The 16,125-nt window shown below is 35.4% G+C and carries 13 protein-coding genes, 1 pseudogene and 1 riboswitch; of the genes and pseudogenes, 6 read left to right on the top strand and 8 right to left on the bottom strand.

Features of this window, described 5'->3' with window-relative positions; all coding sequences use genetic code 11:
• Positions 1-41: 41 nt before the first annotated feature.
• The 6 genes and pseudogenes from ribB to eco all read right to left on the bottom strand — a co-directional run bounded on the left by ribB (position 42) and on the right by eco (position 6,512).
• The gene (gene ribB, locus A9G31_RS01655) at positions 42-689 is read right to left on the bottom strand and encodes a 3,4-dihydroxy-2-butanone-4-phosphate synthase (RefSeq protein ID WP_065560155.1); all 648 of its coding nucleotides are present in this window, start codon (positions 687-689) and stop codon (positions 42-44) included.
• A 161-nt stretch (positions 690-850) separates the two neighbouring features.
• A riboswitch (FMN riboswitch) is annotated at positions 851-1,028 on the bottom strand.
• A gap of 109 nt (positions 1,029-1,137) precedes the next feature.
• On the bottom strand, positions 1,138-1,896 hold the full coding sequence (locus A9G31_RS01660; protein ID WP_141671346.1) for an ABC transporter permease subunit: 759 nt from the start codon (positions 1,894-1,896) through the stop codon (positions 1,138-1,140).
• A gap of 243 nt (positions 1,897-2,139) precedes the next feature.
• Positions 2,140-3,009, bottom strand: a pseudogene (locus A9G31_RS01665) (ABC transporter permease subunit); the annotation flags it as partial.
• A 321-nt stretch (positions 3,010-3,330) separates the two neighbouring features.
• Positions 3,331-4,467, bottom strand: coding sequence for a putrescine ABC transporter ATP-binding subunit PotG (potG, locus tag A9G31_RS01670; RefSeq protein ID WP_081298093.1), 1,137 nt, complete (start codon positions 4,465-4,467; stop codon positions 3,331-3,333).
• A 101-nt stretch (positions 4,468-4,568) separates the two neighbouring features.
• Positions 4,569-5,678: an extracellular solute-binding protein gene (locus A9G31_RS01675; RefSeq protein WP_065560156.1), complete on the bottom strand. Its 1,110-nt coding sequence runs from the start codon at positions 5,676-5,678 to the stop codon at positions 4,569-4,571.
• A 339-nt stretch (positions 5,679-6,017) separates the two neighbouring features.
• Positions 6,018-6,512, bottom strand: coding sequence for a serine protease inhibitor ecotin (eco, locus tag A9G31_RS01680; protein WP_065560157.1), 495 nt, complete (start codon positions 6,510-6,512; stop codon positions 6,018-6,020).
• A gap of 101 nt (positions 6,513-6,613) precedes the next feature.
• Between eco and ydiK the strand changes: the two genes are divergently transcribed.
• On the top strand, positions 6,614-7,666 hold the full coding sequence (ydiK, locus tag A9G31_RS01685; RefSeq protein ID WP_065560158.1) for an AI-2E family transporter YdiK: 1,053 nt from the start codon (positions 6,614-6,616) through the stop codon (positions 7,664-7,666).
• Between the two features lie 186 nt (positions 7,667-7,852).
• Positions 7,853-9,208, top strand: coding sequence for a CDP-diacylglycerol--serine O-phosphatidyltransferase (gene pssA, locus A9G31_RS01690; protein ID WP_065560159.1), 1,356 nt, complete (start codon positions 7,853-7,855; stop codon positions 9,206-9,208).
• Between the two features lie 526 nt (positions 9,209-9,734).
• Here pssA and A9G31_RS01695 read toward each other — a convergent pair.
• Positions 9,735-10,661 carry an L-lactate dehydrogenase gene (locus A9G31_RS01695; RefSeq protein WP_065560160.1) on the bottom strand — a complete coding sequence of 309 codons (927 nt, stop codon included), beginning with the start codon at positions 10,659-10,661 and terminating at the stop codon, positions 9,735-9,737.
• Positions 10,662-11,088: 427 nt separating this feature from the next.
• Between A9G31_RS01695 and A9G31_RS01700 the strand changes: the two genes are divergently transcribed.
• The 4 genes from A9G31_RS01700 to A9G31_RS01715 are packed head-to-tail and all read left to right on the top strand — an operon-like array spanning position 11,089 to position 14,530.
• Positions 11,089-11,934: a metal ABC transporter substrate-binding protein gene (locus A9G31_RS01700; protein WP_065560190.1), complete on the top strand. Its 846-nt coding sequence runs from the start codon at positions 11,089-11,091 to the stop codon at positions 11,932-11,934.
• The gene (locus A9G31_RS01705; RefSeq protein WP_051634116.1) at positions 11,934-12,824 is read left to right on the top strand and encodes a manganese/iron ABC transporter ATP-binding protein; all 891 of its coding nucleotides are present in this window, start codon (positions 11,934-11,936) and stop codon (positions 12,822-12,824) included. The genes A9G31_RS01700 and A9G31_RS01705 overlap by 1 nt, the downstream gene beginning before the upstream one ends.
• 6 nt (positions 12,825-12,830) lie before the next feature.
• The gene (locus A9G31_RS01710; protein WP_065560161.1) at positions 12,831-13,697 is read left to right on the top strand and encodes a metal ABC transporter permease; all 867 of its coding nucleotides are present in this window, start codon (positions 12,831-12,833) and stop codon (positions 13,695-13,697) included.
• On the top strand, positions 13,694-14,530 hold the full coding sequence (locus tag A9G31_RS01715; protein ID WP_065560162.1) for a metal ABC transporter permease: 837 nt from the start codon (positions 13,694-13,696) through the stop codon (positions 14,528-14,530). Before A9G31_RS01710 ends, A9G31_RS01715 begins: the two co-directional genes overlap by 4 nt.
• A gap of 117 nt (positions 14,531-14,647) precedes the next feature.
• Here A9G31_RS01715 and dnaB read toward each other — a convergent pair whose 3' ends face one another.
• Complete coding sequence (dnaB, locus tag A9G31_RS01720) at positions 14,648-16,072, bottom strand: replicative DNA helicase (protein WP_065560163.1); 1,425 nt, start codon at positions 16,070-16,072, stop codon at positions 14,648-14,650.
• Between the last annotated feature and the right edge of the window lie 53 nt (positions 16,073-16,125).

Here is a 16,125-nt window from a genome sequence, read left to right on the forward strand (position 1 = left end):
AATACTGTTGATAAGCAATTAACATTTTTAAGTTAGGATCTTCACTTCAATGGCAAATGATTACGATATTCAACAATATCTTCAATAGTCACAACAGGCATATGATACTGTTTAGCAAATTTAACAACCTCAGGCGCTCTTGCCATAGTACCATTGTCGTTGGTTAACTCGCATAGTACTGCAGCAGGCTTTAAACCCGCTAATGTTACTAAATCAATAGATGCTTCAGTATGACCTCGGCGAACTAATACGCCCCCCTCTTTAGCAACTAAAGGGAACACATGTCCTGGATGATTAAGATCACTTGGTTTGGCGTTATCATTCACAGCAGCCTTAATAGTCGTAACGCGATCAGCAGCTGATACACCTGTTGTAACTCCATTAGCCGCTTCAATTGAAATGGTAAACGCTGTATTATTTTTACTAGTATTATTTTCTACCATCATAGGCAAATTTAACTCATCACAGTATTTTTTAGGCAAACATAAACAAACAATACCACTGCCGTAACGAATGGTTAGAGCCATTTGTTCAATGGTAATGGACTCGGCAGCCCAAATAATATCACCTTCATTTTCGCGATCTTCATCATCTAAAACTAGTACACCTTGACCGGCTTTAATAGAAGCAATTGCTTTTTTAACACGTTCAATGGGCGTTCCAAATTCATTTAAATTAAACTGATTCATGGTAAATACCTATATTTTTATTAACTCATTTATTTCATTATTTATCTAATTAAAATCAAATGGCTATTTGCTATCTAATCAATTAAGTATAAATAAAATACCAGAATCAGGGCAGTGCTTGACCAGCATGACTTTGCCTTTCAGCAAATATTGGAAAGATAAGCAACTCTCTTTTATCCAGACTTTTACTGTCGGCTTTGGAATTTCACCAAATCTGCTTGTCCTTAATCTATCAAAATCTAACTGAGCAATAAAACAACTACCACAGTTAACAAAATAAATTAAGCGCTCGTGGGCTATACCACCGGTGGGGACTTACACCCCGCCCTGAGAATTTTGCCAAAAAATTGACGAATCACACTATAATACAAAATGATAAAAAAGACACGGAGTTTTAAAACGAAATATTGCCGCAAACAGCGGCAATAATAGAAAGAGCAGAGTTTAATTAATGCCTACGAGTTTCACTTATGCGACGCCGTTCGGCTTTACGCATCCATAGCCACGAAATAAAGCCAATAATACCAACAATTAGCAATATAATTGTTGCTAAAGCATTAACCTGAGGATCAACCCCTAAACGTACTTTTGAAAATATCAATTTAGGTAACGTCATAGCACCTGGTCCAGTCACAAAGTTAGCAATAACCACATCATCAAGTGACAATGTAAATGCTAAAAGCCAACCTGACACTAATGCTGGTGCGATCATTGGTAATGTAATGATAAAAAATACCTTTAAAGGATTTGCACCAAGATCTAATGCAGCTTCTTCAATTGACTTATCTAATTCACGCAACCTAGCACTAATTACCACAGTCACATAAGCTGTACAAAATGTAGCATGAGCCATCCAAATAGTTATAGCGCCACGGTCTTTTGGCCAACCAAGTACCTGTCCCATTCCCACAAATAACAACAGCAAAGCCAAACCAGTAATAACATCTGGCATAACTAGCGGTGCTGTAGTCATAAACGAAAATAAATTAGAGCCTCGGAATCCTCTAAAACGAATGATAGCATAAGCCGCTAATGTACCAAGCACAACAGCAAAAGTTGCAGCACCTGCAGCAATAGACAAACTTAGCCCAACAGCTTTAAGTAATGTTTCGTTATTAATTAACTCAAAATACCATTTGACCGAAAAATCAGCCCAAACTGTCACCAAACGCGAACTATTAAACGAATAAACAATCAAAATAATCATTGGGATATATAAAAACGAAAATACCACCAAAAAGATAAGTCCTTTCAAACACCGGAATAGCAATGCAATGGTAACTAAAACGGTAATAATGAAACTAAAAACAAAACAGCTATAATAAAAGCTCCATTCACCCAAAAGCGATAATCCCGATGATGAAATCAAAACACTCAATAAAATCGCACCGAGCAATGACGAGATAAAAACAATCAAAGCCGATCGCATAATAACGGGCAAATCGTTCATCTATTTACCTCCCATTTGTCGATTTTGAAATTTATTGAAATAATAAATAGGTACAATCAATATCATCAACATCACACTAGCTACAGCCGAGGCAGCTGGCCAGTCATGATTATTAAAGAACTCAGTCCAAAGCTGTGTACCAATCATAATTCCTTCGGAAGGGCCTAATAATTCGGGGATCACGTACTCACCTACAGCAGGAATAAACACTAACATCCCCCCAGCAATCACCCCATTTTTGGTTAAAGGTACAATGATCTTAAAAAATGTTTTTATCGGTTTACAACCTAAGTCTAATGCTGCTTCGATTAACGTTGAATCGACCTTACTTAACGACGTATAAATTGGCAATACCACAAATGGTAAATAAGAATAGACAATACCAATATATACAGCAAAGTAGGTTTTCATAATAATCAAAGGCTGATCAATAACCCCTAACCACATTAAAAAATGATTTAATAAACCATTAGGATTCAAAATGCCAATCCACGCATAAACACGAATTAAAAACGATGTCCATGAAGGTAAAATGATTAACAACAATAAAATATTACGGGTTGACTGTTTGCATTGAGAAATAGCCCAAGCCAATGGATAACCAATTAAAATACAAAGCACGGTTGAAATCGCAGCAATCTTAAGTGATTGCAAATACGAATCAATATAAATCGTATCGCTAATTAGATTTAAATAATTGCCAAAATTTAACGTAATATTAAGTAAACCATCGTCATAACTTAACAAATCAGTATAAGGTGGTACAGCTAAAGCAATTTCAGAAAAACTGATCCTAAATACAATTAAAAATGGTAACAAAAACAGTAATAGCATCCATAAATAAGGGATCGCAATTACGGTTAACCGTCCATAAAGAGTCATTAAATCCGAATCATCTCGTTGTTGACGCAATTTTTTATATGTATAAAAAATTACAACTAACCCTGCTGGAATAAATAAAATACTGCCAGCAATAATAAGCCGATAAGCAAATTTAGACGGCCTATAATGCGCTAAAAAACAACCAAAGCATGACAATAAAAAGCTCAATGTCATTGCGGTAAATAGCGCATCTAAAAATAAATTGTCAAATGCACCTGTTGTTACAAAACGCCAATAAACATTGAGCAACACAAATGCATTTAACAACAATCCCAATACAATGGATCGCATTATGATATCCTCTTTTGTTTATTCAGTAAGCACAACACAACTGTCAACTTCCCAGCTTAAGTTAACTATATCACCCCAAGTTGGCATTCCTTTACGATAACGATGCTCATTTTGCAATTGTGCAATAATAATTTGCCCACTTGGCAATTTGACATGATAAATCGATAAATCCCCAAGATAAGCGATTTCAACAACTTCACCTGTAGCACAGTTATAGCCATCTTCAGGTAATTGTTCACATAATTGAATTTTTTCTGGGCGCAGAGCAACTTTAATCGGCACACCTTCCACCGCTGGAGAATCATAATCCACTTTAAATGGATGTTTAATAGTAGGACAACTCAAAATCAAACCATCTTCTAACGTATCTTGCAAGATACCGTCAAAGATATTAACCGAACCGATAAACTCAGCGCTATAACGGCTATTTGGATGTTCATAAATTTCTTCTGGCTCACCAATTTGCACAAATTGACCTTTATTCATAATAGCAATACGACCAGCCATAGTCATAGCTTCTTCTTGATCATGGGTAACCATAACGCAAGTTGCACCCACTTGTTCTAAAATGCTCACCACTTCAAGTTGCATTCGATCTCGAAGTTGTTTATCAAGTGCACCCATTGGCTCATCAAGTAACAATAATTTTGGTCGTTTGGCTAAGCTTCTTGCTAAAGCTACACGTTGGCGCTGACCACCTGATAATTGGTGTGGTTTACGTTTACCAAATTGCTCCATATGTACAAGTGCTAACATCTCTTCAACGCGATGTTTAATTTCGCTATTGCTTAATTTATCTTGTTTTAAGCCAAAGGCAATATTTTGTTCAACCGTCATGTGAGGAAATAAAGCATACGATTGGAACATCATATTAATAGGACGATTATAAGGCGGAACCTGTGATAAATCTTTTCCATCTAAAATGATTTGCCCCGAAGTCGGTTGCTCAAAACCAGCTAGCATACGCAATAATGTTGATTTACCACTTCCAGATGCGCCTAATAATGCAAAGATTTCACCTTTATATATAGTCAAATTTACATCATCAACGGCATAATAATCATCATTAAAAACTTTTGTTAAATTTTTGATCTCCAATAAAGGAGTTATCATCTTTTTTTTAGGCTGTACCTGATTTGTTGTTTTATCGTTCACTCTTTTTTCCTCATAACAACAAGCCAAAAAAAACGAGACGGAAAGACTCATAGCCTCTCCGTCTTGGATTATTAGTTAAGACTCGATATACAAAATATCGCTTATTTACCAGTTTTGAGCTTAGTCCACGTACGGGTAATTACACGCTCAAGTTTTGGATCTTTAACTTTTAAAGTGAATAGTTTTTTCATCACTTCTGGTTTTGGATAAACTGCTGGATCATTTTTCACTTCTGGTTTTACAAAATTTTCATTAGCAACCTGATTAGCGCTAGCAAAGTTAACATCGTTAGTAACTTGCGCTGCAATTTCTGGTTTCATAACAAAGTTTAAAAACTCATGAGCTTCATCCGGGTTTGCTGAATCTTTTGGAATAGCAAAGGTATCAAAAAAGACTAAAGCGCCTTCTTTTGGTATTTGATAACCAACATGCACACCATTATTTGCTTCGTTAGCTCTATCTCGTGATTGTAAAATATCGCCAGACCAACCCAAAATCACACAAATATCACCATTAGCTAGATCGGTAATATATTGTGAAGAGTGAAAGTAACGAATATTTGGACGAACTTTTTCTAACAACTCATAGGCAGCACCAGTATAATCCTTGGCATCTGTACTATTTGGATCTTTACCTAAATATTGAAGAGCACTAGCAAAAATTTCGGTAGGCGCATCTAAAAATGCCACACCACAATCTTTTAGTTTTTCCATATTTTCTGGTTTAAACACTAAATCCCAGCTATCCACTGGTGCATTATCACCTAGACGCTCTTTAACTTTATCAATGTTATAACCAATACCTGTTGTCATCCACACATAAGGGATAGCATATTTATTATCAGGATCATGTGTTGCCATTAATTTCATTAGATTAGGATCTAAGTTTTTCCAATTAGGCAATTTACTTTTATCTAATGGAAGATAGATATCAGATTTAATTTGTCTAGCTAAAAAGCTATCTGAAGGCGAAACCACATCAAAGCCAGAATGACCTGCCATTAATTTACCTTCAAGAGCTTCGTTAGAATCATAAACATCATAAACCAGTTTAATACCAGTCGATTTTTCAAAATCCGAAATCGTATTAGAACCAATTTGTCCTGCCCAATTGTAAAAATGTACGACACGATCTTTAGCTATAGCAGATTGAGATAACGCTAGTGAAACACCAGCCACGATTGAAAGAATTGTTTTACGTTGAGTAAACATGCTCACCACTTCTCCTCTAGTTGTAGGGATATTACATGTTAGACACAAGCCCATTGCAAAGACACAACGGACCCCCAAATTTTACTATCGACATTGTTAACAATAACCAAAATTATCAAAATAACAACCGTCTAGCGAAACCGAGGTAATCAGGCAATCACAAGTCATTAATAAAACAAATGAACTAGTAGAGCTAACCTTGCATTACGAGGGATAAAATACCTTTTTTTTTTAAGATGTCCACTTAAAAAATCAAATATTGAAAGTTTAAAGATTGAGTGGTTGTATTTTAACCACTCAGGGAATAAGGAACAACCAATTAACAATTAGATAATAAAATTATTCAGCACTTGCTTGCATAGTTTTAGCATTTGGCTGCCAAACACGATATTTAACTTGCAAATCGTTCGGGACATAAAAAACTAATGGCAATTGGCTGTTATAGCTAAACAAACCTAAATTATGATTGATTGTCACAAATTGATTTTTATTAGTACCTTCAGGGCAAGCCATTAATGTTGAAATGTTACCAATAGACTTTTCAACTACGTAATAAGAGTATCCCCAACCTTTGAGTTCTTCTTGTTTAACAACACCACCTATATTTTGCAAATTACAATCAACATTCATTTCTTTACCAATGATCACCTCAACTTTCGTATTACTTTCATCTACGATAGTTGGTAAATGGATAGCATAACGCGTAAAGCCGACTTGAGCAGCTGGGAATGGTGCTATATCATTGACATTTTGTACAACAGGTTGCTTTTTTGGTGAATTTGCACATGCTGTTAATGCTACACCTAATAATGTTAATAACAATAATTTTTTCATTTTTAATCTCCATTAACTAATTAATCATAAACACCATCATATTAATTTTCAGCGATAATGCGTATAATAACACTAACTAGATTAATAAATATGGTGTAAAAATGCCAGCAGAAAAAAACACTACCGATTTACTCAAGTTGATTTTAAACCTGTTAATTATTGGTTTACTAATCATTATTACCTATCGTGTTGTTGAAGTTTTTTTATTTGGATTCTTCTGGGCTGTTATGGTGGTGATTGCCACTTGGCCATTGATGATAAAAATCCAACAAAAACTGTTTAACAAACGCTGGCTATCACTACTGGTAATGGCACTAATATTGGCCTTTGTTTGCATTATACCTTTCATATTGATTATTAGCTCGGTAGCACAAAATGGTCACCATCTTATTGAATGGGCCAAAACACTTTCTCATCAAAAACTACCAACACTTGATTGGCTTGAAAGCGTACCAGCCTTTGGTCCTGAACTACATCAAAAATGGTTAAACTTAATACAGACTGATGGTTCTGACTTAGTTTCAAGCATACAACCTTATATTGGTACTATGATAGGTTGGCTACTTGAGCAAGCCACCAATATTGGTATATTCATCTTTCATGCGGGTGTGATGATTATTTTTAGTCTATTACTCTTTTTAAAAGGCGAAAGTATCACCAAATACGTATATCTACTAGCTAACCGATTATCAAAACAGTATGGCAAAGTTACCGTCACTTTAGCGGGGCAATCCATTCGGGCAGTAGCACTTGGTGTTGTGGTTACCGCCATCACCTTAGCCTTGATTGGTGGGTTAAGTTTTATAATAACGGACATGCCTTTACCGGGAGTACTAACACTAATATTATTTATTTGCTGTGTTGCACAAATTGGTCCCGTGGTTGTAATGCTGGGATGCATCTTCTGGCAATTTTGGGCAGGTAACACCATTGCTGGTATTGTATTAATTGTTGTGGCAATTATTTTAACCACCTTAGATAGCGTAATGCGAGCTTATCTAATAAAAAAAGGTGCCAACTTACCGTTTTTACTTATATTATTTGGTGTTATTGGAGGTTTACTTGGCTTTGGTATAATGGGATTATTTATTGGTCCAGTCGTACTAGCTTTAACTTATAAAATAATTCAAACATGGGTTGATGAACAATCATAAACAATTTATTATCACCCAGTAGGAAGCATAAGAGCATAAAAAGTTGCTAAAGACATTACTCGACTTAAAGCAACTCAGCTACAATGCATACAAATTAAAAGGAGTGTTATTTTTACTGGCTTAACTTATATTACATTTGGAAACAAGTTTCTAGTGTAACTTGACAGTTATAATAACAAATAAATCATGCGAATACCATTTATAAAATACAATCACCAAAAACACCTTGACGAATTAGATAAAATTCAGCAAGATGCCGAGCAATATCATATCTGCTATAACCCCAAAGCATATCGACTGGCTTTAATTGAAAATATCAAAAAAGCCCAATACCGAATCTATATAGTTGCACTCTATCTAGAGCAAGATGAAGCAGGACAAGAAATTCTTAACGAACTGTACCAAATCAAAGAGCAACGTCCTAATTTAGATATTAAAATATTTGTTGATTGGCACCGTGCTCAGCGTGGAAGAATTGGTGAGGACAAAGCCCATACCAATGCTAATTATTATTACCAACTAAAACAGCAACATCCTGATATTGACATTCCCATATATGGTGTACCAGTTAATCGCCGTGAAGTATTAGGCGTGCTGCATCTAAAAGGTTTTATTATTGATAACACTGTCATTTACAGTGGTGCTAGCATTAATAATGTCTACTTACACAAACGTGATAAATATCGTTACGACCGTTATCACTTTATTACTAACCCACTATTAGCAGACAGCATGGTGCAGTTTATTCACGACCACTTTTTACCATATCAAGCGTTGCAACTACTTAATATTGGCACTCATAAAACCAGAAAACAAATCAAATCTGAAATAAAGGTGTTACGCCAACATTTAATGGATGCCAATTACCAATATAATGCCAATACCGACAACCAAACATTATCAGTTGCACCAATAATGGGGCTTGGTCGCAATAACACATTAAATAAAATCATCCATCACCTAATCAACATAACCGAACGAAAAATCACCTTTTGCACACCTTACTTTAATTTGCCAGGCATTTTAGTGCGCGATATCATTCGCTTACTTCGTAAAGGTCGTCAAGTTGAACTGATTATTGGTGATAAAGAAGCCAACGATTTTTATATTCCACCAGACCAACCTTTTAACATATCAGGTGGATTACCCTACTTATACGAAATCAATTTAAGAAGCTTTATTGAGCGCCTACAATCTTTTATTGACAAAGAGCAACTCATCATACGCCTGTGGAAGGATGGAGGGCAAACCTATCATCTTAAAGGTATCTGGGTAGATGATAATTGGGTACTTATAACAGGCAACAACCTAAATCCACGCGCGTGGCGGCTTGACCTTGAAAATGGCATATTAGTACACGACCCAAAACAAGAATTAAGTGATAAGTTCAATCAAGAATTAGACACTATCCGTCAAAAAACAACATTGATCACGCATTTTCAACAAATCCAAGCGAGCCAATTTTATCCGAGCCATGTTCATAAATTAATAAAACGGATTAGCCGAATAAAAGTAGATAGAATTATTAAGCGATTGCTATAAAAATTTTTAACTAGGCTTTTACTCAAAACCTAGTTAACTTTTTAATTAAAGCTTTTTTTGACAAATATAGTCTGCCAAATATTCTTATTTAGTAGGCTAACGTTATTGGTTAACTGCTCATTCAAATATTAGAATAAAATGAGCATATTAAACTTGAAGTGTTATGTTGCGTTTTTTACTTTAAAATTGCTTCTGTAGACTATTGATTTTATTAAAGTTTTTATTGTTAGTTAAAATAAGTGATTGTAGAGAATTGTAGACACCTGCATAAAAATTTCATACTTTAGCTACAGAATGGTCTACTTAAGAATACTCATTACCATTTTTTAAGTGATGCTAACTATAATCAACTTGAAAACCAACTTAAAATCATCTTAGAAGATTAGCAGTATATTTCAAAACTATTTCTTTTTCTTCCATGATCGTTATAAAAACCTTGTTCGTGGCGTATTGTGTATGCAATGACGCCACAAATAGATAACGCTTTGCTAGCGCGCTATTCAAGCAATATCAAAAATAACTTGTACTACGGTAATTTGATATGATCAATATATCCTTTCACAATATTGATACTTTTTTCAAAGAGTTGTCTTTCATTTTCATTAAAATCGAGCTTGATCACTTTTTTAATACCATGTTGATCTAAAATTGCAGGAACACCAATTGCAACATTTTTATAGCCATACTCTCCGTCTAAAATACAACTAAGCGCTAATGCTCGATGACTATTAGTGAATATATGTTGGCAAATTTCGGTTATGGTGCTAGCTATTCCATATTCAGTACAGTGCTTACGGTTAGCAATTTCAAAACCCATTTTTCGAGCTTGGGTGCCAATTTGTTCAAAATCGATTTTGTTTTTTTCTAAATCATTAAGATTAATTCCATAAACCGAAGAATGCGACCAAACGGGGAATTGTGAATCACCATGCTCACCAACAATAAAGGCATCAATGCTTTGTGGACCAATATCCATTTTTTCGCCCAATAATCGACGCAAACGTACCGTATCAAGCCATACTCCTGTACCAATCACTCGGTGACGAGGTAAGCCAGATAGTTTCCAGACTTGATATGTAATGGCATCGCAAGGGTTGGTGGCAATTAAAAATATGCCTTTAAAACCATTGTTCATCATATCAGGTACTATGTTGGCAATAATTTTAGAGGTTCCTGCAAGCTCTTCTGCACGGCTTTTTTGAGCGATGCCTGAAGTTACAGTGATAATCGCAATATCAATATCGGCGCAATTGGTCGATTCGCGTAAACTGACTTTAACCATATTTTGCCGATAGGCCGCCGCATCTAGTAAATCTTGTGCATGCCCATAGGCTAATTCTTTATTAAGATCAACAAGTGCAATTTCTTCGCAAATACCTCGGTTAACCAATGTATAAGCCGTTGTTGATCCCACATTACCCACGCCGATAATCATCACTTTTCGCAGTTTCATATTAAGCCTCGCTTTATTAAAAAATAAGGTAAAACAACAAGTGTTTTTTATAGTATAAAGCTAGATTAGTATGATTTAATAAATAATCTTTTCTACTTTAACTATTATTTAAATAGACGGAATTAGCTACTAATTATTTTGGTTTTATATACAATGAATTAATAACATAGCTATGTCTAAAGTTAATTGAGATCGTGAACTTTAAAAAAAATTGACTTTTACCTTTTTAAATGATAATAATTCTCATTAACATTTAAATTTATTGCTATAAATAATTGGCAATGAAGTGTTACTACTACAAGTAATTAAATTGAAAGATATTTGTTTATGAGTTAAACGCTAGGAGTCGCTAATGAAGTTCAATTTTTTGAAAAATCGTAAAATATTATTAAAGGTTATTTTAACTTCGTTAATTATTTTGACAGGTATGCACGAATCTGCACAAGCGTCAGAAAAGAAATTTAAAGTCGTTACTACCTTTACGGTTATTCAAGATATTGCACAAAATGTAGCTGGTGATGCTGCTATAGTAGAGTCAATTACCAAGGTCGGCGCAGAAATTCATGAATACGACCCCACCCCGCAAGATATTACCAAAGTGCTTTCAGCAGATTTAGTGTTATGGAATGGTCTTAATTTAGAGCTTTGGTTTGAACGCTTTTTTGAAGATGTAAAAGATGTCCCATCCGTTGTTGTGACTGAAGGTATTGAGCCAATGCCAATCCGAGAAGGAAGCTATAAAGGTAACCCTAATCCACATGCTTGGATGTCGCCAACACTAGCCTTAATTTATATTGAAAATATTCGCGCGGCATTTGTTAAATATGATCCTAAAAATACGGCTATTTATAATAGAAATGCTGCTGATTATATTGCTAAAATTAAAGCACTTGATGCACCATTACGTGAACGATTGGCCAAAATCCCTGAGTCAAAACGTTGGTTTGTGACCAGCGAAGGAGCTTTTAGTTATCTAGCTCGTGACTATAATTTGAAAGAAGCTTACCTATGGCCAATAAACGCTGAACAACAAGGCACACCTCAGCAAGTTAGGCAATTAATTGATTTAGTGAGAGCAAATGATATTCCTGTCATTTTTAGTGAGAGTACTATTTCAGATAAACCCGCTAAACAAGTGAGCAAAGAAACCGATATTAAATATGGTGGCGTTTTGTATGTCGATTCGCTTTCAACTAAAAATGGTCCTGTTCCAACTTATATTGATTTGTTAAAAGTGACCGTTGAAACTATTGCTAAAGGATTTGAAAAATAATGACTCAAATTTGCTTGAAAGTTGATGATATCACGGTGACTTATAATAATGGCCATACTGCAATTTATGATGCTAGCTTTAGCTTAAACGGTGGTACTATTTGTGCTTTAGTTGGTATTAATGGTAGTGGCAAGTCAACGTTATTTAAAAGCATTATGGGAATGGTTCATCCAACCCGTGGGCGTGTAACTTTTAATGATTTCTCAGTAAAGCAAGCTTTAAAGCAAAATATCATTGCCTATGTGCCACAAACCGAAGAAGTCGATTGGGATTTTCCAGTTCTGGTGTCGGATGTAGTAATGATGGGGCGATACGGGCATATGTCTTTTTTACGTATTCCAAGCAAAGAAGATAAAAAACAAGTTGATATTGCTCTTGAACGTGTGAACATGCTTGATTTTAAGCATCGTCAAATTGGCGAACTTTCTGGTGGGCAAAAAAAACGAGTATTTTTAGCTCGAGCATTAGCTCAACAAGGTAAAGTGTTGTTGCTAGATGAGCCCTTTACTGGAGTTGATGTTAAAACCGAAAATGCCATTATTGATTTATTGAAAGATCTGCGAGAAGAAGGCCATTTAATTTTAGTTTCAACCCATAACTTAGGTAGTGTTCCTGAATTTTGTGATCAAGTGGTATTAATTAATCAAACTGTACTGGCCTTTGGTCCAACTAAAACAACTTTTACACCGCAAAATTTAATGACCACCTTTGGTGGTGCACTACGTTACCTTAGTTTATCAGGCGAGAAACTGCATGATGACGAAGATCCTCGTAAAGTATCCATATTAACTGACGATGAGCGTGCTGCTATTTTTTATGGCGAAGGTAAGCATGATTCCCCCCATCGAGATTTATTGATTGACCATTACGATAATAAACCCAAGGGGTAACAATAAATGGAACTTTTACTTGAACCATTTACCTACGATTTTATGCTTAAAGCGATTTGGGTAAGTAGTATTGTTGGCGCTGCTTGTGCTTTTTTATCGGCTTTTTTAATGTTAAAAGGTTGGTCACTAATGGGCGATGCGCTATCGCACTCTGTTGTACCTGGTGTTGCTGGTGCGTATGCACTTGGACTACCTTATTCAATTGGAGCATTTTTTACTGGGTTACTAGCGGCACTTGCAATTACGTTGGTTCGTGCCTTTACACGCTTAAAAGAAGACGCCACTATCGGTTTTATTTTTTCAACCTTTTTTGCTGTCGGTTTGTTAATTATTTCGCTCAATCCAACATCTGTTAACGCACAAACTATTATATTTGGTAATATTCTTGGAATTGATGATAGCGATATGTGGCAAGTGCAAATCATTATTTTGGTATCATTTATACTACTTTTCTTTTTTTGGAAGGATTTGTTAGTTGTCTTTTTTGATGAAACTCATGCCAGATCGATTGGATTAAAACCATTAAAACTAAAAATCCTATTTTTTACTATTTTAAGCGCATGTACCGTTGCAGCATTACAAACAGTTGGGGCTATTTTAGTAATAGCTATGGTTGTTACCCCTGGGGCAACCGCTTACTTACTGACTAATCGATTTTCTCGGCTATTGATTATCTCGGTTCTTATTGGCACTGTAACTAGTGCTGTTGGTGCTTGGATTAGCTACTTTTTAAATGGCGAAACTGGTGGCGTTATTGTAACGCTACAAACGCTGATTTTTATTGCCGCATTTTTATTTGCACCAAAGCAAGGACTTATTGCCAATCATCTTCAGATCCGTAAAAGCCGTTTAAATAAAGGGAGAAAGGTATGACCGAGTTTTGGGAATTTATCTACTATCCTCTGACCCTTCCTCTTATTCAGCGAGCAATTTTAGCTGCACTAGCAACTGGTATAGTTTGTGCTTTGCTTTCTTGCTTTTTAGTTTTAAAAGGCTGGTCATTAATGGGGGATGCAATTTCGCATGCGGTTTTACCTGGAATTGTGCTTGCCTATTTAGCAGGTATTCCCATTATAATTGGTGCTTTTGCTTCAGGCCTATTTTGCTCGGTTGCAACAGGTTACATCAAAGAAAACAGCCGATTGAAAGAAGATACCGTAATGGGGATTGTATTTTCGGGTATGTTTGCTTTTGGTTTAGTATTATTTTCAAAAGTAGATACTTCACAGCATTTAAATCATATCCTATTTGGTAGTGTACTTGGCACTAGTTATGACGAGCTTAAAAAGATCATATTTATTGCTACAATTGTATCAATCTTAGTTATTATAAAACGCCGTGATCTTATGCTTTACTGCTTTGATCCTGTACAAGCTAAAGTTGTTGGACTACCAGTTAAACTATTACATTATGGTTTATTAAGTGTGTTAGCTTTAACCATTGTAGGTTCGTTAAAAATAGCGGGGATGATTTTAGTTATTGCTATGCTGATAGCTCCAGGTATAACTGCTTTTTCGTTAACTAAACGTTTTGAATGGATGTTAGTAATTGCTGTGTTAGTTTCTACATTTTCAACGGTGGCGGGCACCTTGATAAGTTATTATGCAGATGCATCAACCAGTGCTTGTATTGTTATTTTGCAAGCAACCATATTTTTATTTGCTCAGGTTTATCAGTTTATTACTAGCAAAAAATTACGCCACTAAAATTATTCTTGTAACTATTGCAAAGAAGCCGTTTTTAGAAATACTTTTTTACAGCTATAAAAAAACAGCGTAATGATATTTTTAAGCCATTTTACGCTGTTATTATTAATTTAATTGTTATTCATCATCCAAATATTTACTATTATCTGCATAATTATCAAAACGTGAAAACTGACCTTGGAATTTTAATCGAACTTTACCAATTGGTCCGTTTCGCTGTTTTCCTAGAATAATTTCAGCAATGCCTTTATGTTCTGAGGCTTCGTTATAAACCTCATCACGATAGATAAACATAATCACATCAGCATCTTGTTCGATAGAGCCTGATTCACGTAAATCAGAGTTAACTGGTCTTTTATCGGCTCGTTGCTCCAAACTACGATTAAGCTGAGATAGTGCAACAACAGGAACTTGTAATTCTTTAGCCAAGGCTTTTAGTGAACGCGATATTTCGGCAATTTCTAAAGTCCGATTTTCAGAAATATTCGGTACACGCATAAGCTGTAAGTAATCAACCATTATCATACTTAAGCCTTTATGTTCCCGATAAATACGTCTTGCTCTTGAGCGTAATTCCATTGGCGTTAAACCTGATGAGTCATCGATATAGATGTTTTTCTTTTCGAGCAATAGTCCCATTGTGCTTGAGATTCTTGCCCAATCATCGTCTTGCAGTTGTCCTGTTCGAATTTTCGTTTGGTCAACACGTGAAAGCGAAGCTAGCATACGCATCATGATTTGTTCTGAAGGCATTTCTAAGCTGAATATTAATACTGGTTTTTCTTGTTCTAACGCAGCATTTTCGCACAAATTCATAGCAAAAGTGGTTTTACCCATTGATGGCCTTGCCGCAATGATAATTAAATCGGAACGTTGCAAACCAGCCGTTTTTTTATCTAAATCGATATAACCTGTTGAAACCCCTGTCACACCATCATGTGGACGTTGAAACAACTCTTCGATTTTAGCTACCGTTGCTTCTAGCACTTCGGTAATACTTTTTGGACCTTCACCTTGTTTAGTTCGGCTTTCAGCGATTTGAAATATTTTGCTTTCCGCCAAATCTAAAATTTCGGTACTATCTCGCCCTTCTGTTGCATAACAGTTATCAGCAATATCATTTGATGCACTAATTAATTCACGTAAAACCGCTTGTTGGCGAATAATATCACTATAAGCAACAACATTAATCGCACTTGGTGTGTTTTTTGAAAGTTCAGCCAAATAAGCAAAACCACCAACATCAGCTAAAACATCTTTACTTTCAAGGCTTTCAGAAAGGGTAATTAAATCAATTGGTGTACCTTTACTGACCAATGTATGCATTTCAGAAAAAATTAGTTGATGATGACGCGAATAAAAATCGCGATCAGTGATCATTTCAGATACAGCATCCCAACGTTGATTATCAAGCATCAAGCTACCAAGTACTGCTTGTTCAGCTTCAATTGAGTGTGGTGGAAGCTTGATATTATGCAAGTTTGATTTTTTCGCTTCTTGATTTCTAGAATCTTTATTTGTGCTTGTTCGATCAGTCTTCATTACATTTATCTTTTTAATTTAATTAACTTTTTATTGTTCACTTATTATCCAAC

Origin of the sequence: Gilliamella sp. Gris1-4, assembly GCF_001690335.1 — a bacterium.
In the GTDB taxonomy this organism is placed as follows: Bacteria; Pseudomonadota; Gammaproteobacteria; order Enterobacterales; family Orbaceae; genus Gilliamella; species Gilliamella apicola_P.

What these genes read in the sequence shown, in the direction of transcription:
- A9G31_RS01705 (WP_051634116.1), top strand. Translation starts at nt 11,934, where the DNA reads ATGACTCAAATTTGCTTGAAAGTTGATGATATCACGGTGACTTATAAT.
- A9G31_RS01715 (WP_065560162.1), top strand. Translation starts at nt 13,694, where the DNA reads ATGACCGAGTTTTGGGAATTTATCTACTATCCTCTGACCCTTCCTCTT.
- dnaB (WP_065560163.1), bottom strand. Translation starts at nt 16,072, where the DNA reads ATGAAGACTGATCGAACAAGCACAAATAAAGATTCTAGAAATCAAGAA.
- pssA (WP_065560159.1), top strand. Translation starts at nt 7,853, where the DNA reads ATGCGAATACCATTTATAAAATACAATCACCAAAAACACCTTGACGAA.
- A9G31_RS01660 (WP_141671346.1), bottom strand. Translation starts at nt 1,896, where the DNA reads ATGATTATTTTGATTGTTTATTCGTTTAATAGTTCGCGTTTGGTGACA.
- A9G31_RS01700 (WP_065560190.1), top strand. Translation starts at nt 11,089, where the DNA reads ATGCACGAATCTGCACAAGCGTCAGAAAAGAAATTTAAAGTCGTTACT.
- A9G31_RS01710 (WP_065560161.1), top strand. Translation starts at nt 12,831, where the DNA reads ATGGAACTTTTACTTGAACCATTTACCTACGATTTTATGCTTAAAGCG.
- A9G31_RS01695 (WP_065560160.1), bottom strand. Translation starts at nt 10,661, where the DNA reads ATGAAACTGCGAAAAGTGATGATTATCGGCGTGGGTAATGTGGGATCA.
- ribB (WP_065560155.1), bottom strand. Translation starts at nt 689, where the DNA reads ATGAATCAGTTTAATTTAAATGAATTTGGAACGCCCATTGAACGTGTT.
- eco (WP_065560157.1), bottom strand. Translation starts at nt 6,512, where the DNA reads ATGAAAAAATTATTGTTATTAACATTATTAGGTGTAGCATTAACAGCA.
- A9G31_RS01675 (WP_065560156.1), bottom strand. Translation starts at nt 5,678, where the DNA reads ATGTTTACTCAACGTAAAACAATTCTTTCAATCGTGGCTGGTGTTTCA.
- ydiK (WP_065560158.1), top strand. Translation starts at nt 6,614, where the DNA reads ATGCCAGCAGAAAAAAACACTACCGATTTACTCAAGTTGATTTTAAAC.